This is a genomic window from Thalassolituus sp. UBA675 (assembly GCF_002297765.1).
Taxonomy (GTDB): Bacteria; Pseudomonadota; Gammaproteobacteria; order Pseudomonadales; family Oceanobacteraceae; genus Thalassolituus.
In genome coordinates, this window is sequence record NZ_DBNJ01000013.1 from 24,829 (window position 1) to 45,388 (window position 20,560).

The 20,560-nt window shown below is 52.7% G+C and carries 26 protein-coding genes; 14 read left to right on the forward strand and 12 right to left on the reverse strand.

Annotated elements, in window-relative coordinates:
• Positions 1-11: 11 nt before the first annotated feature.
• A complete protein-coding gene (locus B3007_RS06650; protein ID WP_301378220.1) occupies positions 12-869 on the forward strand; it encodes a class I SAM-dependent methyltransferase in 858 nt (285 codons plus the stop codon).
• Here B3007_RS06650 and B3007_RS06655 read toward each other — a convergent pair.
• On the reverse strand, positions 859-1,851 hold the full coding sequence (locus B3007_RS06655; RefSeq protein ID WP_068439149.1) for a diguanylate cyclase domain-containing protein: 993 nt from the start codon (positions 1,849-1,851) through the stop codon (positions 859-861). The genes B3007_RS06650 and B3007_RS06655 overlap by 11 nt on opposite strands.
• Positions 1,838-2,776 carry a GGDEF domain-containing protein gene (locus B3007_RS06660; protein WP_068444416.1) on the reverse strand — a complete coding sequence of 313 codons (939 nt, stop codon included), beginning with the start codon at positions 2,774-2,776 and terminating at the stop codon, positions 1,838-1,840. The genes B3007_RS06655 and B3007_RS06660 overlap by 14 nt, the downstream gene beginning before the upstream one ends.
• Before the next feature lie 114 nt (positions 2,777-2,890).
• On the opposite strand from B3007_RS06660, the gene B3007_RS06665 reads away from it, so the two are divergent.
• From B3007_RS06665 to B3007_RS06700, 8 genes are read left to right on the forward strand one after another with little or no spacing between them, the layout of a single operon-like run.
• Complete coding sequence (locus B3007_RS06665; protein ID WP_076513169.1) at positions 2,891-4,147, forward strand: glutamate-5-semialdehyde dehydrogenase; 1,257 nt, start codon at positions 2,891-2,893, stop codon at positions 4,145-4,147.
• The gene (gene nadD, locus B3007_RS06670; protein ID WP_297533126.1) at positions 4,131-4,775 is read left to right on the forward strand and encodes a nicotinate (nicotinamide) nucleotide adenylyltransferase; all 645 of its coding nucleotides are present in this window, start codon (positions 4,131-4,133) and stop codon (positions 4,773-4,775) included. The genes B3007_RS06665 and nadD overlap by 17 nt, the downstream gene beginning before the upstream one ends.
• Before the next feature lie 18 nt (positions 4,776-4,793).
• Positions 4,794-5,150: a ribosome silencing factor gene (rsfS, locus tag B3007_RS06675; protein ID WP_068444159.1), complete on the forward strand. Its 357-nt coding sequence runs from the start codon at positions 4,794-4,796 to the stop codon at positions 5,148-5,150.
• Positions 5,147-5,614, forward strand: coding sequence for a 23S rRNA (pseudouridine(1915)-N(3))-methyltransferase RlmH (gene rlmH, locus B3007_RS06680; protein WP_301378219.1), 468 nt, complete (start codon positions 5,147-5,149; stop codon positions 5,612-5,614). Before rsfS ends, rlmH begins: the two co-directional genes overlap by 4 nt.
• A gap of 9 nt (positions 5,615-5,623) precedes the next feature.
• Positions 5,624-7,477 (forward strand): penicillin-binding protein 2, encoded by a 1,854-nt coding sequence (gene mrdA / locus B3007_RS06685; RefSeq protein ID WP_301378218.1) that lies wholly within the window; start codon positions 5,624-5,626, stop codon positions 7,475-7,477.
• On the forward strand, positions 7,477-8,628 hold the full coding sequence (gene rodA / locus B3007_RS06690) for a rod shape-determining protein RodA (RefSeq protein ID WP_068444406.1): 1,152 nt from the start codon (positions 7,477-7,479) through the stop codon (positions 8,626-8,628). Before mrdA ends, rodA begins: the two co-directional genes overlap by 1 nt.
• 13 nt (positions 8,629-8,641) lie before the next feature.
• Positions 8,642-9,613 (forward strand): lytic murein transglycosylase B, encoded by a 972-nt coding sequence (gene mltB, locus B3007_RS06695; RefSeq protein WP_297533129.1) that lies wholly within the window; start codon positions 8,642-8,644, stop codon positions 9,611-9,613.
• Positions 9,610-10,395: a septal ring lytic transglycosylase RlpA family protein gene (locus B3007_RS06700; protein ID WP_301378217.1), complete on the forward strand. Its 786-nt coding sequence runs from the start codon at positions 9,610-9,612 to the stop codon at positions 10,393-10,395. Before mltB ends, B3007_RS06700 begins: the two co-directional genes overlap by 4 nt.
• A gap of 11 nt (positions 10,396-10,406) precedes the next feature.
• Here the strand turns inward: B3007_RS06700 and ccoM are convergent, their stop codons facing one another.
• The 8 genes from ccoM to B3007_RS06740 all read right to left on the reverse strand — a co-directional run bounded on the left by ccoM (position 10,407) and on the right by B3007_RS06740 (position 15,030).
• Entirely contained in the window at positions 10,407-10,526 is a 120-nt protein-coding gene (ccoM, locus tag B3007_RS06705) for a cytochrome c oxidase subunit CcoM (RefSeq protein ID WP_281251162.1), read from the reverse strand.
• Positions 10,527-10,775: 249 nt separating this feature from the next.
• Positions 10,776-11,090, reverse strand: coding sequence for a hypothetical protein (locus tag B3007_RS06710; protein WP_301378216.1), 315 nt, complete (start codon positions 11,088-11,090; stop codon positions 10,776-10,778).
• A 29-nt stretch (positions 11,091-11,119) separates the two neighbouring features.
• Positions 11,120-12,286, reverse strand: coding sequence for a glycosyltransferase family 4 protein (locus tag B3007_RS06715; protein ID WP_301378215.1), 1,167 nt, complete (start codon positions 12,284-12,286; stop codon positions 11,120-11,122).
• Between the two features lie 61 nt (positions 12,287-12,347).
• Entirely contained in the window at positions 12,348-13,052 is a 705-nt protein-coding gene (locus tag B3007_RS06720; protein ID WP_068436726.1) for a helix-turn-helix domain-containing protein, read from the reverse strand.
• Positions 13,053-13,369: 317 nt separating this feature from the next.
• The gene (locus B3007_RS06725) at positions 13,370-13,804 is read right to left on the reverse strand and encodes a CBS domain-containing protein (RefSeq protein WP_068439412.1); all 435 of its coding nucleotides are present in this window, start codon (positions 13,802-13,804) and stop codon (positions 13,370-13,372) included.
• Between the two features lie 12 nt (positions 13,805-13,816).
• On the reverse strand, positions 13,817-14,074 hold the full coding sequence (locus tag B3007_RS06730; protein ID WP_297533132.1) for a DUF4404 family protein: 258 nt from the start codon (positions 14,072-14,074) through the stop codon (positions 13,817-13,819).
• Positions 14,075-14,204: 130 nt separating this feature from the next.
• The gene (locus B3007_RS06735) at positions 14,205-14,705 is read right to left on the reverse strand and encodes a hypothetical protein (protein WP_301378214.1); all 501 of its coding nucleotides are present in this window, start codon (positions 14,703-14,705) and stop codon (positions 14,205-14,207) included.
• A gap of 124 nt (positions 14,706-14,829) precedes the next feature.
• Complete coding sequence (locus B3007_RS06740; RefSeq protein WP_068436625.1) at positions 14,830-15,030, reverse strand: DUF2788 domain-containing protein; 201 nt, start codon at positions 15,028-15,030, stop codon at positions 14,830-14,832.
• 214 nt (positions 15,031-15,244) lie between these two features.
• Here B3007_RS06740 and B3007_RS06745 point away from each other — a divergent pair, with 214 nt between their 5' ends.
• The 3 genes from B3007_RS06745 (at position 15,245) to B3007_RS06755 (ending at position 17,792) form a co-directional block, all read left to right on the forward strand.
• Positions 15,245-16,246: a putative solute-binding protein gene (locus B3007_RS06745; protein WP_301378213.1), complete on the forward strand. Its 1,002-nt coding sequence runs from the start codon at positions 15,245-15,247 to the stop codon at positions 16,244-16,246.
• Positions 16,247-16,249: 3 nt separating this feature from the next.
• Positions 16,250-17,365 (forward strand): NAD(P)/FAD-dependent oxidoreductase, encoded by a 1,116-nt coding sequence (locus B3007_RS06750; protein ID WP_301378212.1) that lies wholly within the window; start codon positions 16,250-16,252, stop codon positions 17,363-17,365.
• An 88-nt stretch (positions 17,366-17,453) separates the two neighbouring features.
• On the forward strand, positions 17,454-17,792 hold the full coding sequence (locus B3007_RS06755) for a hypothetical protein (protein ID WP_139325699.1): 339 nt from the start codon (positions 17,454-17,456) through the stop codon (positions 17,790-17,792).
• Positions 17,793-17,812: 20 nt separating this feature from the next.
• On the opposite strand, the gene B3007_RS06760 is transcribed toward B3007_RS06755, so the two are convergent.
• Positions 17,813-18,523, reverse strand: coding sequence for a TetR/AcrR family transcriptional regulator (locus tag B3007_RS06760; RefSeq protein WP_301378211.1), 711 nt, complete (start codon positions 18,521-18,523; stop codon positions 17,813-17,815).
• Between the two features lie 214 nt (positions 18,524-18,737).
• Here B3007_RS06760 and B3007_RS06765 point away from each other — a divergent pair, with 214 nt between their 5' ends.
• Positions 18,738-19,205, forward strand: coding sequence for a hypothetical protein (locus B3007_RS06765; protein WP_301378210.1), 468 nt, complete (start codon positions 18,738-18,740; stop codon positions 19,203-19,205).
• A 53-nt stretch (positions 19,206-19,258) separates the two neighbouring features.
• Positions 19,259-20,002: a DUF481 domain-containing protein gene (locus tag B3007_RS06770; RefSeq protein WP_301378209.1), complete on the forward strand. Its 744-nt coding sequence runs from the start codon at positions 19,259-19,261 to the stop codon at positions 20,000-20,002.
• A 48-nt stretch (positions 20,003-20,050) separates the two neighbouring features.
• On the opposite strand, the gene B3007_RS06775 is transcribed toward B3007_RS06770, so the two are convergent.
• Positions 20,051-20,503, reverse strand: coding sequence for a flavodoxin domain-containing protein (locus B3007_RS06775; RefSeq protein ID WP_301378208.1), 453 nt, complete (start codon positions 20,501-20,503; stop codon positions 20,051-20,053).
• Positions 20,504-20,560: the final 57 nt, after the last annotated feature.

The following is a 20,560-nucleotide window of genomic DNA, read 5'->3' on the forward strand; positions in this document are numbered from 1 at the left end:
CGGATATTACAATGAAGTCAGCGTCTACAGACACCTCGCGAATCAGCGTAAGTGCCCATTACACCGGTTACATCTGGTACAAACATGGCCTCTCGGCAAAAGGGTTTGTCACCCGCGCCGGACAGTTTGCTAACGCGACCCTGGCTCCCGTCAACGCTTTGCTACGAACACTCGCCGGCGCCGACATTGATATCTTCCTGCTACAGCGCCATTCAGTTATTGACCATCAGGTTAAAGAACTGATTGAAAATGAGGGTGTGACTCAGGTGGTCGAACTGGCCTGTGGCCTTTCTCCCCGTGGCTATCGCCTGAAACAAGCCTACCCGCAATTGCGCTACATTGAGGGCGACCTTCCCGGTATGGCAGCTCGTAAAAAAGCGCTTCTCGAAGAAGTAGGACTGGTCGAAGGGCATGAAGTTCGCGAGTGCAACATACTCAACGCAGACGGCCCGGCGTCGATTGGTGCGCTCTTGAGTGAGCTCGACCCCACCCAGCCAACGCTGATCATCACCGAAGGACTGGTGAACTACTTTGAACTGGACAAAATTCGTGAGGTCTGGTCGCGCATGGCGAGCGGATTAAAAGCTTTCCCTAAGGGGTGGTACGTAACAGATTTGTACCCTGACTTTGCAGAGCATCCGTCATACCGCTACGTAAAATTTGCGCAGAAGCTCGTCGGTCTTTTTACTCGTGGGCAATGGCCGTTGCACTACCCTTCCGATACCGCCATTAAAGAAGGCTTTCAGGAAGACGGCTTTGATCAGGTAGAGGTTCATGACCCGGCAAGCTTTTACGGCAAGCTGAGTCACTTGCCGGAAGTAAAAATTCAGACGCTGGTGCGCATCATTAAAGCGGGAATCAGTCGCTGAAAGCCGCCAACTGAAGACTGGTTTTCTGCTGTTTATTGAGCCGCTTAAGTAAGCGTTTTTCAATGGATTCGCTGTCTTCATCAGCATTGCGCGTTACCGCGGCGATGCTGATGGATACCTCAGCAAACGGCTTCCACGATTGCTCCTGCACCTTCCTCTTAATCCGCTCCATCAGAACAATCGCGCCCTCTTCACCGCAATTCGGCAGTACCAACATAATCAGATCATCTTCGAGCCTGAATATATCGTCTTCGCCACGAATCAACTGACGGATTTTTTTGACGAACTGCGGCATAAACTGAACCACAGAACGATTACCGTGCAAGTCTATTAACTGGCGATAATCATCAAGCACAATGCCGATCATGCTGACGCTCTGCCGCGTCGCTTCGCCCCGCGCCAACTCCCGCTCAAGAAGATGATAAAAGTGCTCCCGGTTATAGGCGCCTGACACCTGATCGGTCAGCGCCAGCCGCTGCAGAGACGCACCCTTCAACAGCGTCAGATAGGAAAAACACCAGGTCGAGAGCACCAGCAGAGAAAAATTAGTGGTGTAACGCACGGCGGTCTGGACATCCACCTTACCCCAGAGAATCACCCCCATCGCGCTGGCAACGAGAACATTCACCACAGTGGCATGCTGCATGGGTAAGCAGAAGTACGTAAACATCGGCATCGCGAACAGGTAGTGGATCATAAGATCGGGATACCTTGGTAATTGCAGCAGAGCTAACCCAGCAAGCGCCGCCACTAAGGGATAGTTCACCCACAGAAAAGAATCGCGATCACGATTGATATAGATGTACGCCGCACTGAATAAAAACGCCGGAATCGAAATCGCATTCGCCAGTACCAATGAATACAACCCTTGGCGGTACTGATCGTAGATCAGCAACAGCAATGCAAAAGCCACCAGCGAATAAACGATAACCTGCAATCGGGGCAGCAGTTGTTCCTGCGGCGGCGTATTAAAGCTGATCATTGAGCTTTCTCTCTATCCGTTCTATCAGTACATCAACATCATCTTCCGGGCTGTACACATCGCGGTGCAGCCGGATATCGGCGAGCCCTTCGAAACGACCACTGCCTTCAAGATCATCCATCAGGTTCTCACACAACGCGTCTACAACGTTTTCGGTACTGTGTGGCAGCAACACAACAAAGACATCAGAATCCAGGCGGTAACAGGTATCAAAACGACGCAGGCAGCGCTTGAGGCGTTTGCTCAGATAGCCCAAGCGGCTTTCGTACTCCTCGGTTTTCAATACCTGCCAGCTGGCCGGTACCGCAATGCCAACCAGACTGAGCAGGTCAATCTGGCGGTCAGCACGGGTCATTTCCTTGGAAAGGTCGAGCCCCAATTGGTACTGGTTGTACACCTGCGTCACCGGATCGGTATTCACAATGGCGCTCAGACCATGATTGTGGCGATCATTGATCAGCGCATACATAACTGCGAAGGCGTAGCAGGCGCCGTAGGTGAACAGAATCTGCAGACGCAGATAACTGTCGAACTCGCTGATTACCATAAGCACCATGGCGGTGCTGTAAATCAGGGCAAAGTAGCTGGCAACATGAAAGGGAAATAAGAAGTAAATATAGCCGGGGACGAAGTAGACCCAGTGCACCACATCTTCGCTGCGCTGCATGCCGAACAAAGTAAACAGACACAACCCAAAAATCATCAACCATTCGGTCACGGGCGATGATCGCTGCTGACCTCGCAACAGAAGAATCAGTGCATACAACAACAGAGCAAGAGCAAATCCAGCAGCAACCGCCGCGAAGACAGTACGTGCTTCGACCAGATCCAGCACAGCGATGATGCTCAACGCCAGTGCTGCAAACAGACAATAAATAACCTTAACCTGCAGCACTACCAGACTGTGAAAGCGTGCTTTTTCCATGAATAACGGGTTCCTGACAAACTCTGACCTCTCGGCCTCCGCTAAACAGTGTAGTAGTTCGTGTATACTATCGCACACTCTGACTTACAGACTTTCCGTTTTAAGGTATTCCAGATGAACGTTGCTGACTATATGCAGACCCTTGGCCAGCAGGCCCGGACTGCATCCCGCGCTATGGCCCGGGCGTCCACCAATGACAAAAACCGCGCATTGCTCGCCATTGCTGACGAAATCAGCAATAGCCGCGACGCTCTGCGTGCCGCAAATGCAGAAGACATGGCACGCGGCGCAGAAAACGGCCTGGATGCAGCCTTGCTGGACCGCCTTGAGCTGACTGACGCGCGCATCGACACCATGATCGAAGGCCTGCATCAAGTCGCTGCTCTGCCTGATCCCGTGGGTGAAATCACCGACATGAAGTACCGTCCGAGCGGTATTCAGATTGGTAAAATGCGCGTTCCACTGGGCGTTATCGGTATCATTTACGAAAGCCGTCCGAACGTGACTATTGAAGCAGCCAGCCTGTGCCTGAAGTCGGGTAACGCCGCTATTCTGCGTGGCGGCTCTGAGGCCATTGCCTCTAACAAGGCGCTGGCTGAATGTATTACTTCTGCACTGAACGCTGTCGGTCTGCCAGAAGCCTGCGTTCAGGTCGTTGAAACCACCGACCGAGAAGCCGTCGGTCAACTGATCACTATGCCGGAATACGTGGATGTCATTGTACCGCGCGGTGGTAAAGGCCTGATCGAACGCATCAGCCGTGACGCACGCGTTGCTGTGATTAAGCACCTTGATGGTATCTGCCACGTTTATATCGATCGCGAAGCGGATCGCAGTAAAGCAATCAACATCGCGATCAATGCCAAAACGCACCGTTACGGCACCTGCAACACCATGGAAACCCTGCTGGTTCACGCAGACATTGCCGGGACCATTCTGCCTGAGCTGGCCGAAGCCTATGAGCAACTGGGTGTAGAACTGCGAGGCTGTGAACAGGCGCGTGCAATTGTCTCCGATATGGTTCCTGCGACAGAAGACGACTGGCACGAAGAATACCTGGCCCCCATCCTGGCTGTGAAAATTGTCAAAGATATGGACGAAGCCATCGACCATATCAACACCTATGGCTCTCACCATACCGACAGCATCATCAGCGAGAACTACACACTGGCTCGTCAGTTCCTGACTGAAGTAGATAGCTCATCTGTGATGGTGAATGCATCTACGCGCTTTGCCGACGGTTTCGAGTATGGCCTGGGTGCAGAAATTGGTATCTCCACCGATAAAATCCACGCTCGTGGTCCTGTCGGCCTCGATGGTCTTACCTCTCAGAAATACATAGTGCTGGGCAACGGTGAAGTCCGTAAGTAACAACGCCTCTATTGCCATACTGGGCGGGACCTTTGATCCCGTCCATATTGGTCACCTGCGGATCGCAATACGTCTGCGTGATGCAGGTTTCGATCAGGTGTTACTGATTCCTAATTGTGTCCCCCCTCATCGTGATCAGCCTCTGGCAACAGGAGAACAACGCCTGCGTATGCTGGAGCTCGCGGTCGCAGAACTGAACGGTATTGCACCCAGTGATATCGAGTTGAGTCAGGGTGACACCAGCTATTCAGCTCGCACGGTCGCCCTGCTCAAGGAACAATACCCTCAAGCCAACCTCACCTGGGTTATGGGCACCGATGCCTGGAATGGCTTTGATCGCTGGAAAACACCCGAAGACATTCTGGCCCGGGCCAATGTACTGGTGATTTCGCGCCCCGGAGACCAGGCTCGCACTGATGGCTGGCTTGGGCAGATTCTCGACAAAAACCGCTGCCAGCTCAGTGAGTTACACGAGACTCAGCACGGAGGCGTCTGCCATCAGGCCTGGCCAGAGCTGGATATATCTGCATCCGACTTGCGTCAGGCACTCAAGCAAGGCGACAATATCGCCTTTCTGACACCCCAGCCGGTGTTGGACTACATAAAAGAACACCAACTGTACCGATAACTTTACCGACAGGTCTGCATGCAAACTGAGCAAATCAAAGAGCTCGTCATCGACGCTCTGGAAGACATGAAAGCACATAACATCACTGTGCTGGACGTACGTGGGCGCACGTCCGTCACCGATTGGATGATCATCGCCAACGGTACCTCTAACCGCCACGTCACTGCCGTTGCAGGCAATGTCGAAGAAAAAGCAAAACACGCAGGCCTGAAACCGAACGGCACAGAAGGCCGTGCTGCTGCTGACTGGGTACTCATCGACCTGATCGATGTGGTTGTGCATGTTATGACTGAACAAGCCCGCCACTTCTATGATCTCGAACGTCTCTGGGGAGAAACACCCGACGCTGGGCAGGCAGGACAGAAGGACGCATGAAGATACGGCTGCTGGCCGTTGGCAATAAAATGCCTGCGTGGGTAGAACAGGGTTATCAGGAATACGCGAAGCGCCTGCCACGTGATTGCAGCCTTGAGCTGGTCGAAATTTCTCCCGGCCACCGCGGAAAAAACGCCAGCTCCGACAAAGCCATGCAACAGGAAGCTGATGCACTCAAAAAAGCGATCCGACCGGGCGAGCATGTCGTCGCATTAGCTGTCGAAGGCAAACCCTGGTCGACCGAGCGTTTAGCAAAAGAGCTGGAAGGCTGGCGCAACCAGGGTGGCGATGTTGCCCTGTTAGTCGGCGGTCCTGACGGTATGACGGACGACGTACTGAGGCTGGCCAAGCAACGCTGGTCTTTATCCCCCCTGACACTGCCCCACCCGCTGGTCAGGGTGTTATTGTCAGAACAGATTTATCGCGCCTGGACGATTCTCCAGGGTCACCCGTACCACAAGTAAGGCTGGAGTATGTGGGAACAGTCGATCAGGGATAAGGCCTACGAGCGCAGACTCTTCCGCGCACGAGCCATCGTCGCTGCTGTTCTTGTCGTATCGGCGCTACTGACCCTCGCCTGGCGCATGACCTACCTGCAGGTCACACTGCACGAAAAATATCAGGACCTCTCTGAAAACAACCGGGTAAAAATACGCCCTATCGCACCTAATCGCGGACTGATCTACGACCGCAACGGTGTACTTCTGGCTGAAAACATTCCTGCCTACAGCCTAACTCTGGTGCCCGAGAAAGTAGATAACCTCCAGGAGACTCTCGCCTTTCTTGATGAGCTGGTTGGCGTGTCTGAGCGGGATCTCGAGCAGTTTGAGAAACGCTCGAGTTACCGGCGCCGTCCATACGAACCTGTGGTACTGCGTCAGCGGCTGAGCGAAGAAGAAATTGCCGCCATCATGGTTAACCGTTTCTATCTGCCCGGCGTTGATGTTGAGGCGCAGCTTATTCGACACTATCCGCACGGCGATGCCTTTGCACACGTGCTGGGTTACGTCGGCCGGATTAACCAGCGGGATCAGGAACGCATTGAGGACGATGAAGAAAGCCAGCGCCGCTACAGCGCGACCTCCCATATAGGTAAAACCGGTATCGAAAGACGCTACGAAGATATTCTCCATGGTGACGTAGGTTATGAGCGTATTGAGACTAACGCCCGCGGACGCCTGCTCAGAACCATGCAGCGGGAAAACCCGAAACCGGGCACCGATCTGACGTTGCATCTCGACAGCCGGCTCCAGTTGCTTGCCGCAGAATTACTTGAAGGGCGCCGCGGTGCCGTTGTTGCTATCGAAGTGGAAACCGGCGGCATTCTCACGCTATACAGTAACCCCGGTTACGACCCGAACGCCTTTGTTACAGGGATTTCCTTCGATGATTACGAAGCGCTGACCAGCAGTCTCGACAAGCCACTCTTCGATCGGGCGACGCGTGGTACTTACCCACCCGCCTCGACCCTGAAACCTTTTGTCGGTCTTGCCGCTCTGGAAGCTGGCAGTACCACCTGGAACTATAAAGTGCGCGATCCGGGCTGGTTCCAGCTTGAAAATGATGACCGCTTTTATCGGGACTGGAAGCGCGAAGGACACGGCGTCGTCGATCTTGAAATGGCCGTGGTGGAATCCTGCGATACCTACTTCTACGACGTTGCCGTCAAAACAGGCATCGATGATCTCACGCCATTCCTCGGCCAGTTTGGCTTCGGCCGGGATATGTCGATTGATGTCATCTCGGCAGTATCCGGGATTCTGCCAGACCGTGAATGGAAGCGAGCCACCGGTCGTGGCCCATGGTATCCGGGGGATACAGTCAATCTCGGCATTGGTCAGGGCTTTATGGCCGTGACGCCATTACAGCTCGCAACAGCGACCGCTGTTCTGGCCAATAAAGGCAAATGGGAAGTCCCAAGACTGCTCGCGGCAGAAGACAACGTCCCGACGGAGTTTCCACACGGCGATATCCCCGACATTACACTCAATGATCCTTCCGACTGGGATCGCATGTTCACGGCAATGGATCATGTGATTACCGGTCGTCATGGTACTGCCCGCGCCTTGCGCGCCAACCTCGACTTCCCGATTGCTGGCAAAACCGGAACCGCACAGGTCGTGGGTATTGAACAGGATGCCGAATACGATTCGGAAGCCCTTCAGGAGCGTCTACGCGACCATGCCTGGTTTATGGCGTTCTCTCCGATAGAGAAACCACAGATCGCCATTGCCGTCATCGTTGAAAATGGCGAATCATCCGGGCGCACCGCCGCACCGATCGCACAGTCCATCATCAATGAATACCTGGGAGGCGCAGAGGGCTGATGGCCAGTACAGATTTCAGTCGCACGGTCTCCACGCCGTCACAGCATCATACCTTCGACCGCAGCGGTGCCTTTTTCGCGCGATTGCACATCGACCTGATACTTCTACTGCTACTTATTGCACTCGCCACCACCGGGCTGGCTATCCTTTACAGTGGCAGCGGTCAGGAAATCGGCATGGTGAAACGTCAGGCTGTGCACTTTGGTATCGGCACCTTACTGCTATTCATTACTGCCCAGATTCCACCGCGCCTCTACCAACTTATCGCGCCCTGGGCGTTAGCCGTAGGTACTTTACTATTGGTCGGCGTATTGGTTGCGGGGGTCGGCGCAAAAGGCGCTCAGCGCTGGCTGGACTTACCCGGGCCATTACCCCGCTTTCAGCCGTCTGAGCTGGTGAAGCTGGCGCTACCATTAGCGGTCGCCTGGTTTATGGCCAAACGGCCCGTACCGCCGCGCTTTCGTGACCTTCTTCAGGCACTGGTCATTATTTTCATTCCCACGATCCTGATCCTGAAACAGCCTGATTTAGGCACGTCGATACTGATCAGCACCTCGGGGTTGTTAGTACTGTTTTTTGCCGGGATGTCCTGGCTCCTGATTTTTTCCATGATCGGCATAGTCGCGGCGATGGCGCCGGTTATGTGGTTCTTCGTAATGCACGCTTATCAGAAGCAACGTGTTCTTACGTTCCTGAACCCCGAGTCCGATCCGCTCGGCTCAGGCTGGAATATAATTCAATCGAAAACGGCGATCGGCTCGGGCGGTATTCATGGCAAGGGTTACCTTCAGGGGACTCAATCCCAGCTCGAATTTCTACCAGAGAGCCATACCGACTTCATCATTGCCGTCCTGGCAGAGGAGCATGGATTAATTGGGGTCTGCCTGCTACTGGCGCTCTATGCCTTAATTATTCTGCGCTGCCTTTACATTTCCAGCCGGTGCGAAACTCTTTTCGGTCGACTGCTGTCTGGTAGCATGTCAGTCACGTTTTTTATCTATGTCTTCGTGAATATAGGCATGGTCAGCGGCATTCTTCCGGTCGTAGGCGTACCCCTACCACTGGTGAGTTACGGCGGAACGTCTGTCGTCAGTCTGCTTCTGGGCTTTGGCCTGATTATGTCGATGTACACTCATCGGCAAAGGAAATAACAGGGTTATTACTATGTTGAAACATGTGTTAGCTGCAATCACCTTGGCAGCTTCTGCGCCCTTCGCAGGCGCAGCCTACGACCAGCACGAACGTACCGACGAGTTCGTCGCCGAAGTGGAAAAGGAATACGGCATTCCGGCAGAAGAAGTACGCAACTGGCTGAAACAGGCTGAAAAGATGGATTCAGTGCTCGAAGCCATTCAGCGTCCTGCCGAACGCACCATGAACTGGGCGCGGTATCAGGATATTTTTCTGACAGAAAAACGGATCAGTGCAGGTAAGAACTTTCTCGAAAGCCAGGCTGATATTCTCGCCGAAGCTGAAAAGAAATACGGCGTACCGCCGGAAATTATTGCAGCCATCATTGGCGTAGAAACCTTTTACGGCACCCGCCAGGGTGGATACAGAGTGTTGGACTCGCTCTCAACACTCGCTTTCGATTACCCGAAGCGTCCACTGTTCTGGCGCGAGCTGAAAGCCATGTTCGCCCTCGCCCGTGAAGAAGGCGTCGACCCGGGTACCATCAAAGGGTCTTATGCTGGTGCAATGGGCTACGGCCAATTTATCCCTACCAGCTACCTGCACTACGCTGTCGACGGTGATGGTGATGGCAAACGTGATCTATGGGGCAACCCAGTGGATGCTATCCACAGCGTGGCTAACTATTTCTCAGAACACGGCTGGAGAACTGACGAGCCTGTCACACACAGAGTCACCGTCAGTGGCGACAAACACGAACCGCTGGTGAATGTCAGCCGCAAACCGCAGCACACGGTTGCAGACCTGACGGCCGCAGGTGTTGAGTTGCCAGTAGATATCAAGGGGGATAAGCCAGCCAACCTGATGCGCCTTGAAGGTAAAGAGGGCGACGAATACTGGCTCGGTGAATACAACTTCTACGTTATAACTCAATACAACCACAGTAAGCTGTACGCCATGGCGGTGTATCAGCTCAGCCAGGCTCTGAGTGAGGACAAGCAATGATGCGTGGGCTGGCCGTTCTGGTCAGTCTTGTTCTGCTTCATGGCTGCGCAACGTCCCGTTATCAGCACGCGAACGATTTTACGCCGGCGCCAATCGCTGACATCAAGGCAATTGCTGATCCCGTACCGGTATCCGAACCGCGCAGCAGTCTGGGCAATCCGTCGCGCTATCGCGTGCTGGGTAAGGACTATAACGTTATGAAGGATGCGGAGGGCTTCACGCAGGAAGGCATCGCTTCATGGTACGGAATGAAATTTCACGGTCACGACACCTCAAACGGCGAAACCTTCGATGTCTACAAAATGACCGCAGCACACAAAACGCTCCCACTGCCGTCGTATGTAAAAGTTACCCGCAAAGATACCGGCCAGTCGGTCATCGTCCGGGTGAACGACCGAGGGCCATTTCACGAAGGCAGGATTATTGATCTGTCGTACGCAGCGGCCGTAAAACTGAATATTCATAACGACGGCACGGCACCAGTAAAGATCGAAGTATTAAAAGCACCATTATCTGAAGCCGTGCTATGGATTCAGGCGGGTGCGCTAAGTAACCCGAACTCAGCAGAGCGTCTGCGTAAGAAATTATCCGGGATTACTGCCAACGTAGGAGCAGGCGACTGGACAGTCGGTATCTACCCGAAAGAAAAAGACGACATCACCCTTCACAGGGTGCGCATAGGGCCTGTTCCTGAATCGGAAGTCCCCGCGTTAATCGAAGCCCTCAACGATGAAGGCATCACTCAGCCGGTTCTGCTCTCTCAGCATCAACTGGAACGCTGAGAGACCAGACCTCACTCGCCAGTGCCGTGCTTTTTAATGTCTTTCTTCACCGCAATATATACGCCGACAAAGAAAGCACAGGTAAGGCCGACAATCGCAAGACCAGAGAATACAACTTCGTCCATAAACATAATAAGCACCTCGCATTGAGAAGAGACATAAGTCGTTGTTTCAATCTCAATATAGCGAGGCTGTCAGCTCCATCGTTGACCTGTGTCAAATATGCTTATAAAGGAATGGAGGACTCGCAGACAGCTTGACCCAAGTCAGTATTCTTATCAGAACACCCGACTTAGCCCGGTACTTAATTGACGGAAATGCGGCAACCTTTGCACCGTTTTATGACACAAAAGCTGCCTTCGCACTATTACGGAACAGATTTAGGCTTCAACGAGTTGCCCACGATACATTTTCTGTTTCGCCTGTCGCACCCGTGACGAGTCGTCCATAAGAATTTCACTGCCACGATACACCTTCCGGCTTTCCTGCATCTGTGGCTCAACCGGTGGTGCCTGACTGGGCAAAAAGTCTTCGACCAACGCGAGAAGCTCAGCACTGACGCCGCTTCGCACCAGTACCCGCAAATCATTTTCGAGAGTATTTGAATCAAAGTGAATTTCGCAACCCACTTCGTCTTTAGCGATTTTTTTTATTTTTCGGAGTAACGCAATACTACGGCGGTTGAATTCCACCATAACTTCTTCCCCCCCTACAGATATACTTATCAAGAAGTAGTCTGCAAGGGGTGTACCACTCCGCTGGATTCACAGTGACTTGCCAATAAAGCTTCAACGCGGCGCTCAAACTGCCGCGCAACCATATCCCAGGAAAGCTGTTCGGCCTGACTCCGGGCATCCAGCCCCATCAGAGTAGAGTCAAAGCGTAAGGCAACACGAAGCGCATCAGTAAATGCCTCATCCGTTTCATCAGACGCAAGAGAGCCATCGACACCTGTCCGAACAAATTCTCTGGCTGCGGCCATGTCATACGCGACCACAGGTAACCCACTGGCCATCGCCTCGAGAGTCACCAGACCAAAGGTCTCCGTCTGACTGGGCATTAAAAAGAGATCAGCAGACGCGAAGCACTCAGACAACGCCTGACCGGTTTTCACGCCAGTGAACACCGCTTCAGAAAACTCCTCGGACAGAGTTTCACGTAGTGGGCCATCACCGACAATCACAGGTCGTATCTGGCGTCCTTCCCGACGCATTTGTCTCACGGCTTTAAGGGCCACGATCAGATTTTTTTCCGCTGCGACGCGCCCGACACAAAGCGCCACCTGCTCACCAGATTCAACGCCCCATTCCTCTCTCAAGGTCGCAGATCGATGTGCAGGATTAAAACGACGACAGTCTACGCCGTGAGGCAACCACTCAACGCGTTGCATACCTTCACTGGTCAACTCATTCACCATAGAACGTGATGGCACCAGGGTAACGTGCGTCCGGTTATGGAAGCGGCGCATCCAGGCCATAATCATACGACGCATAACACCGAGGCCATAATAGCCGCTGTAACGATGAAAATTCGTATGAAACGCGCTGATGACAGGCAAGTTATGTTCGCGGGCCATCGCGACGGCAGAGGCACCGAGCAAGCCTTCCGTTGCAACATAAACCAGATCAGGCGGGTTGGCTTTCCAGTGAGACCTGAGAGCCGTCTTTGAAGGCAGGCCTAACTGAAGGTCTGGATACTGCGGAATGCTGATACCTTTTACCCAGACTTCATTATCCGGTGCCTCCATGTCGACCCTCGGAGCTGGTCGCACAATGGTGACCTGATAAAGATCAGGATTGAGGTGAGTGAACAGGTGCTGCAGAGAATTAGCAACACCATTCACTTCAGGAAGATACGTTTCTGTAACGACACATATGTGACGAATGCTCATGTCATACCCGGCAATAACTACTCATAAGAGCTAGTTTGCCGGGCAATCAATGACAGTTTAATTACGCCTCAGCAGCTTCTTCGCTGAGTTTTGAAAGGCGGTAACGCAGCTGGCGTGGCGTCAGTCCAAGTACTTTGGCCGCCATCGTCTTGTTGCCGTTGCACTTATCAATAGCCGCGTGAATATCATCCAGTTCGTTTTCCTGAACCCGCTGATAAGGACGCGCATAAAGTGTTTTGAAATTCGGCACAACCTGAGTCGCAAGAATGGTCGCAATCTGAGCACCAATAAAGCGGATCTCCGCAAGGTCCAGGGTGCCCGCATCATGACCGCGCAGATCAACCACCATAACTGCCATGACAGACTGACGAATAGTCAGCGGGACCAGCAGACAACGCATAGAGCCAGAAAGAGATTCAAGCTGTGGATCAAAGTGCTCTGGGCGCTCACTGTTATCACCAATCGTCAACCACTCACGGCTTTCAAACTGACGGCACAGAGCATGTTGAACTGCAAAGCTGTAAACGCCGTTGCTGATGCCTGTCGAACAATACTGAGCTTTAAAACGGCTCGGAGAATCCGGTACTGCGATTGAGATATTGCTGAGACCTGTCACCTGAGTCGCTAACATCAGCAACTGCTGAATAGCTTCATCATCGTGGTAGCGACTTTCCAATACATTGGCTACTTCATTCACCCATGCTGATGGGGATGATTTGATGCCGCTGTCTTTACGGTATTCCTGGATATCTGCGATTTTGTACATAGGCTGCTCCTCCTGAATGCTTATGCTGTCGCAAAACCCGTACCAGCTTAATCGGGTCGAATTAAATTCGGTAAAAGACGCATAAATACGCCGTTTTAACCACGCACTGCAGCATTGCGATAGCCGACGCTGCAGCCTAACCTGTTGATGATGAAAGAATTTTTTCAGTGATGTGACAATCAGAAAAAAAACGCGACAACCACCTATTCCGTCAAGCGTTTGTGGCACCCGGATAATTACTGCTTCATCCAGATGCAAAAAAAGAGCTTAACGCCCTTTTTTAATGCAGAAAATGATTTTATTCAGCCGGACACCTGTCAGGCGCACCCCGGATCATCGGTAGGTAAATAGGTTTTCTTTAACCAGGCCGAAAAACCTTTCGCAGCATCTTCCAGAGTGAATATTCCTGCAAGACGGTCACCTTTCATAATCAACACCGCATCAAAGTCATCCTGAACCATCCGATCAAGAACAACATCGAGGCGGGTATGAAGGTCTATGGCGGGAATCTCCCGGCGGCACATATCTAAGGCCGTCAGTTCGCTGATATCACTGGCTGGGTGCCCAGGGCTTCGTGCGAGTTCGATATCAGCCCACGTAAGAAGTCCCGTGACTTCATGGTGATTCATGACAGGGACGTGATGACAATGATGGACCTCCATCACGCGGGCGGCTTCTGCCAGGCTCGTGCTCTCTTCGACATGAGCCGGAAACGCCGTCATGAGTTCGGTAATGGTCGGCATATGACGCATTTGGGATGCTCCTTAGACGCCAATGCGCCCCAGAGTGTCGGTCAGTTGGCGAAGTATAGCCGAGATCGCCGGATGTTCATGTTCAAAGCGGATGACCTGTTCCTGCACCGCATCGCTCAACTCAGGTGAACCTACTTCATTGGCCTCAAGCTTCGCGATGTCATCAGCGATTTTAAGTAGCAGCGCGTGGGTTTCAGAGTCGAGTTCGGGGCTTTCCTTGAGGGTACGATGGAGGGATTCGAGTTGCTCGTTGAGAACCTGTTTGACCATAACCTTCTCCTTTAACTGGAAGTGATCATGCTTTGATAATGTAAGCATGTCTCAGTTCCAGTCTACTCCGTGAAAATAGTTTTCACACTATATAAGAAGTAAGGTAATGGCGCTGGTGGACGGACTCAGATCAATAAAACGCCTGAAAGCAGAACTTCATTCCGCATTTCTCGGCGAGCTGCTGCAGCACTTCCCTCAGTCCTGCATCGCCCACATAAAGAAGCGTCATATCCCTGAGGCGACTGTCAGACTTAGACGGTAACACCTGTTTCAAGGCACTGATCAAAAGACTGGCGTTCGCGGCAACAGGCATCCATACCAGGCTTTCGCCTTCATGCTGCTGCAAAAAACCGGTCAATCGGGCATCGTCGTTGGCTTTTTTGTCTGCGAAATCACAATGCAGCATAAAGAGAGGGCTGGATTCGTATTCCGGATAGCGACTCAGAGCGTGCAATGCCAGAGGAAGTAAATCTGACACCTGTTCTTCTACACATTGCACTGTTTTGGAGCCTGGGTACTGCAACACAGAGACTGGCCGACCTTTTAGAGTGCGTTCAGAAATCGCTCCGTGCGTCGCTGTTTCAGTAATTCCGTTTTCTGCGCCCGGCAGAGTCGCGCTGTATGCGGTCATTCTCGTGGCTCCTGCGGGGAAACTGTGTCCCTTGCAAATGTAGTGATACATAAGCGTTACAAGGACTGTGCCACTTCAGACCAGGCTGGATAATTCCAGCCAGAATACAGAAAAAGGCGCTAAATCAGTTCTCCAGCACGTATTGCAGAATCACCTTAATCAGATATCCCGCCATGCCTACACCCAGACCCAGAAGGAGAATCATGGTGCCAAATTTACCTGCACCCGAACGCCGACCAAGATCAAAAATGATAAAGAACATAAACGCAATCAGTCCCCCCACCCCCAGGGTCATACCAATCTGCTCAAGTAACGCTGTGTCCATCCGGCAATCCCGACAAAAATAAAATTGGGCCCAATGGTACTCAAACTACGCCAGTAATGCAGCTCAGGCGTGCATGCTTTGCGGCATCAGGCCTTTTTTTTGCCCCGCAGATATGCGTATCATTGGCCGAAACAATCACACAGCTCTGATTACTTCGGTGAATATCCTGAAACTAAGCAGAGCGAATAACAATAAAATCATTGGGGATACTAAGATGCGCTTGATCGCAGTCGCACTGACGCTGTTCAGTTTTGCCTTCGCTGCGGAGGGAAAGGAGCTTCCACAAAAAACGTTTTGTATTTTTGATCCGGTGGGAGCGAATGGCCCTATTTTTACCCGGATGCAGGACTTCCGCACAGCAGCTCTTGAATGGGGCGTAGAAGCCGAACTCAAAGCGTACACCAACGAAGCCGTTGCTCTGGCGGACTTCCAGTCTGGTGTTTGCGACGGCTCACTGATCACCGGCACACGTATTCGCCCGTTCAACGTTTTCACTGGTAGCCTGGAGGCCGTCGGCGGTCTGACCAGTTATCAGCAGCTGCGCGAACTGATCAATATGCTGGCCCGCCCTCAGGCAGCCAAATATATGGTGGATGGCCGTTACGAAGTGTCTGGAATTATTCCGGGTGGTTCGGTTTATGTCTTCGTTCGCGACCGCGCCATCGATTCTGTTGAAGCAGCGGCTGGCCGCAAAGTAGCAACACTGGATTACGACCTCGCGTCTAAAAAGGTCGTCGAACACATCGGCGCTACCATGGTCCCGGCTACGGTCGCCACCTTCGCTCCGCGCTTTAACAATGGCGACGTAGACATCGCCTATGCGCCAGCTGTCGCCTATGAGCCGTTCGAAATGTACAAAGGTCTGGGACAGGCGGGCGGTATCTACCGCTTCTCTTTCGCACAGATGAATTTCCAGTTAATTACCTACAAAGACCGTCTGCCTGACGGCTTTGGCCAGGCTTCGCGGGAGTTTTTCGCCGAGCACTTTGACCAGGGGATGGAACACATCCTCACGGCGGAGCGCGGCATTCAGGAGAATTACTGGATCGACCTTCCTGACGAACAGGAGCTCGAATACCTCGATATGCTGGCCGGTATCCGTGACGAGCTGGCCGCTCAGGGCGTGTACGACACACAAATGATGAAGCTGATGAAGAAGCTTCGTTGCCGTGCAAACCCAATGCACCACGAGTGCGCTACCGACCTGCTCTTCTGAGCTATGCCCGCCGACTTTGACGTAACTATCATTGGCGGCGGGGTTATCGGGCTGGCGTGCGCACGCACGCTGTCTGCCGACCGTTCAGTACTCTTAGTCGAACAACACGGCCTGTTTGGCAGCGAAACCAGTAGTCGTAATAGCGAAGTCATACACGCAGGGCTCTACTACCCTCCCGGTTCGCTCAAAGAATCACTATGCATTGCCGGTCGAAAGCAACTCTATGCATTCTGCGAGCAACACGACGTGCCTTATCGTAGAACCGGTAAGCTTATTGTCGCTCCTTCCCCTGATCACCCTGAACTGAATCGGCTGGAACAGAAAGCTCAATCGCTCAATATTCCGACAGAACGCCTGACACGGCAGGAAATTAACGAGCGTGAACCCCATGTCCGTGCCGAAGCGGCTCTGTTCTCACCGGAGACCGGCATCCTCGATAGCCACACCTACATGCTGCGTCTCCAACAGGAAGCAGAACGTCAGGGTGCGTTGTTAATGAAGCGCACCCGCTATCTTTCGGGTAAAGCAGAAAACGGCCTGTGGAATATCAGTTTACAGACCAGCGACGGTGAATTCAGAGTCACGTCAGAGCGAATGATAAATGCGGCCGGACTTCACTCCCACGATGTCGCCGCCCGCTCAGGCACAGATACATCACTGTTACCGCCACTGCATTATTGTCGCGGCCACTACTTTTCGTATCAGGGGTCAGCACCCTTCCGTCACCTTATATACCCGTTACCAGAGAAAGACCTGGCTGGGCTTGGTATTCACGCGACTCTGGACCTCGGAGGGCAAGTGCGATTTGGTCCGGACACCCAGTTCATTAATGGCCACAGCAGGGTTTATGAGGTCTCCCCAACCCTTAAAACAAAGTTCTGCCGCGCTATTTCATCGTATTTTCCAAATGTTGACGTTTCTCAGTTACATCCCGATTACGCGGGTATTCGCCCAAAACTCAGCGGCCCGGGCGAACCAGCCCAGGATTTTGTCATATTTGGTGACAATCGACCGGAAGCCGCGCCATTACTGCATTTGCTTGGGATAGAGAGTCCAGGTTTAACCAGTTCTCTGGCGCTGGCCGATAAAATCACCGCCAGACTTTCAACGGAAACATGACTTTTGTGTAACATTGTGTGGCGAGTTCTTACATTGCGACTACACTCTTATTAATCGCAGCGAAATGCCGACGGTATGGGGTTTACATTTGTTCACCATAAATGACATGGCGGACACCGGAAGCCAGGGAGTAGCTGCTAATCTGAAAGTACGTTCAGAAAACGAAACCAATAAAGGGCGAACCATGACTCAAGCGATGCGAGTGACTGCAGACAACAATAACGATATCAGCACTATCCTATCGGAACGTGTACTGATTCCTGTTGGTTGTGATCACTGCGACAAGGAAACGGAAGTCAGTCTGGAGACTCTCAAGAGCACCAGCACTGTGATGTGTGAACACTGCTGCCATGTACGGCCATTCAGCAACGCTGAAATGAACATGCTCCTGGCGGTACTCGGTCGTGCGGGATACCGGGTACCCTAACGAATCTGAGCTCTGAGAGATCAGAGCTCTGGCTGCACCAGCATAGGAAGCAGCATACTCAGATAGCGCCGGAGAATTCTCTCTGGTGCATCACTGTCCCCTTCATCAAGCAACAACTGGTACTCAACAGAATGCAGGATGGCCATCACGATGGCGGTATCTTCCTCAACCATCTGAGATCCCATCAGCATAGTGATTTCCCGAACGGCCTCTGTCAGAGCCTTGCGATGCATCAGAGCAAGACGCCGCACCCTGTCCTCGACAAATACCTCATAACGGAACGCCTGCTCGCTAATCAACATTCGCGTGTCCTCGGCAAGCTTGCCTCTCGAGAAACCGCTGAGACTGGTCACTAAGCGCTCAATGGCCTCAAGCTGCTGTCGCGGGTCCGTCATGTCGTATCCGCGGATATCTCTCGCGGTGTCACGGAATTCCGAAGCAAACTTCTGCACGTACGCAAGCGCCCACTCGGTATACAGAGTAAAGGCATCCGCAATCAGCTCATGAATGTCTTTGAAGTAGTAGGTCGTCGCAGCCAGTGGAACTTCCGCTTCAGCGGCTACTGCTCTGTGCCGGACCCCCCTGACGCCATCACGAACAATGATGCGCATGGTTGCTTCAAGAATCTGCCGACGCCGCTGTTCGCTTTTCTCGCGACTGGTTCGTCGCCCCCGATATTTAAGCTCGGCCTTCCCGTCTTGGGCAGGACGGCTGTCATTATTATTATTCATTATTGTCCCTCGCTGAGGGCTATTATGGGGAAATACCAAAGGCGAATGAAGCACCGAAGCGGCAAGACATGCGCTAAATTTCCGTCAATAGCGGCAAGGTTCGACAAAAACTAATCATAGACTCATCCACAATATCGGTAAAAGCCTATATTTATCAGATAGTTATATTCTTGGCACAGCCCATGCAATCCCCTATCAGAACAGGAGAATTGTCATGTTACTTAATGCGCTCACTAACTATCTGCAGAACCAGCCCACCAGCTCCGATCTGCAAAGTCAGCAGGCCCAGGCGCCTTCCGGTGTATCCGAACGCGCAGAAACTGGCTCTGACGACACCTCTCCTGCGTTATACACCGTCTCTGACCGCGCCGTGATGATGAGCGCTGTCGCCATGGAGTTTGATATCCATGCTCTGGCACCTGAGCAACTCGGGCAGTTTCAGAACCGCCTGCAGGAATACGGTCTGATTGACAATCAGGGGATTCAGGCACTGAGTATCGTGCACACTGCCCGGCTCAACAGTGAAGACAACGGGGCGGTTGATGCAAAAGCCATCATAGATAAGGCATACCAACAGACCCAGGAGCCCGGAGCAACCTACAGCCAGCGCAAGCAGATTCACCAATTGCACACCCTTTTCAGCAACCTCGATTCGGCCACTCCGCAGCAAAAAGCTTCATAATCCATTAAGAATGGTACACTGGATCTCCCATTTTTACCGGAGACCCGCAACGTATGTTTCGTCCGCTTCTCGTGCTGACCCTGATTCCCCTCCAGACTTTTGCCATCACCAATATTGAAGAAAAACGCCGCGCCGCGGATGCCGATGGCTGGCAAAGCAGTGCCACTGTGGGGCTGGATGCACAATCAGGAAACACCAAAGAACGGGAATGGAATCTCGGACTGAACACCAGTTGGCAAAATGCAGAACACCGCGCCTTCGGCTGGTACACCAGAACCTATGAGTCTGTTAATGACGAACGTACCAGCGACAATACCTTCGCCCACTTACGGTACGTGCATAACTTTCGTGCGACAGTAGGCCAGGAAACTTTTCTTCAATACGAGCGTGATCCGTTCGCTGAACTGCAATATCGTTTTCTCGCCGGTGCCGGCGTACGCTTTCAGAAAACCTGGAAAGAAGACCAGCTGATTCGCCAGGGCGTCGGTGCTTTCCATGAGTCGATTAAAGAAGATAACGGCGCAGGCGATGAAGAAGCTCAGCTTACGCGTCTGAACCTATACACCCATGGTGAAACACCGCTGGGCTATAGCCACATTCTCGGCACCGTATATCTGCAGCCATCCGTGGACGATACCGATGATGTTCGGGCTTTGGCTCGCTTTAAAATGCGTTTGCCGTTAGCCAGCAACACCGATCTCAGCTGGCAGTGGCAGACCCGCTGGGACAGCCGCCCACCAGAAGGCGCTGAAGAACTGAATCATCAGACTCAACTGTCGGTCGCTATACGCTTCTGATAGCACGCATGGAGTGAGTGACGCATCGCGCGTTGCGCCACTCCATGATCAAAGTGCTTCTTCCATCCACTCTTTCAGCCAGAACAGTGCATCGTCGTCTGGCGTCTGAGTTTCAGTGGCATCGATGGTTACACGCGGAACTGGCGCCTTGCCCTGCAACTCAATGAAACGTGCTTCCATCAAAGCGCCCGCCTGACAGAACGTCATATCATAAGAGCTGTCCCCCAGACAGATCACACCAAACGGACGACCATTCTGACCTGGAGCCTGTTCTTCCAGAGCAACATAAAATGGCGACAGATTGCTTGGAATATCTCCCCGCCCCGTTGTTGCCGTCACCACCAGAACGGCATCCCAATCGCCACTATTTAATGCATCAATACTCGCTTCAGTATCGACCTGGGCCTGATGCCCTTCTGCCTGCAAGGCGGCAGCGCATGCCTCGGCCACCACTTTTGCTGTACCGCTCACCGTACCCACAGGAATATAAACTCTGGCCATAACGCCTCCCGAAAAGCGCGGAGTATACCAGCTCCTGCAGATCTCTCAGTCGTCTGC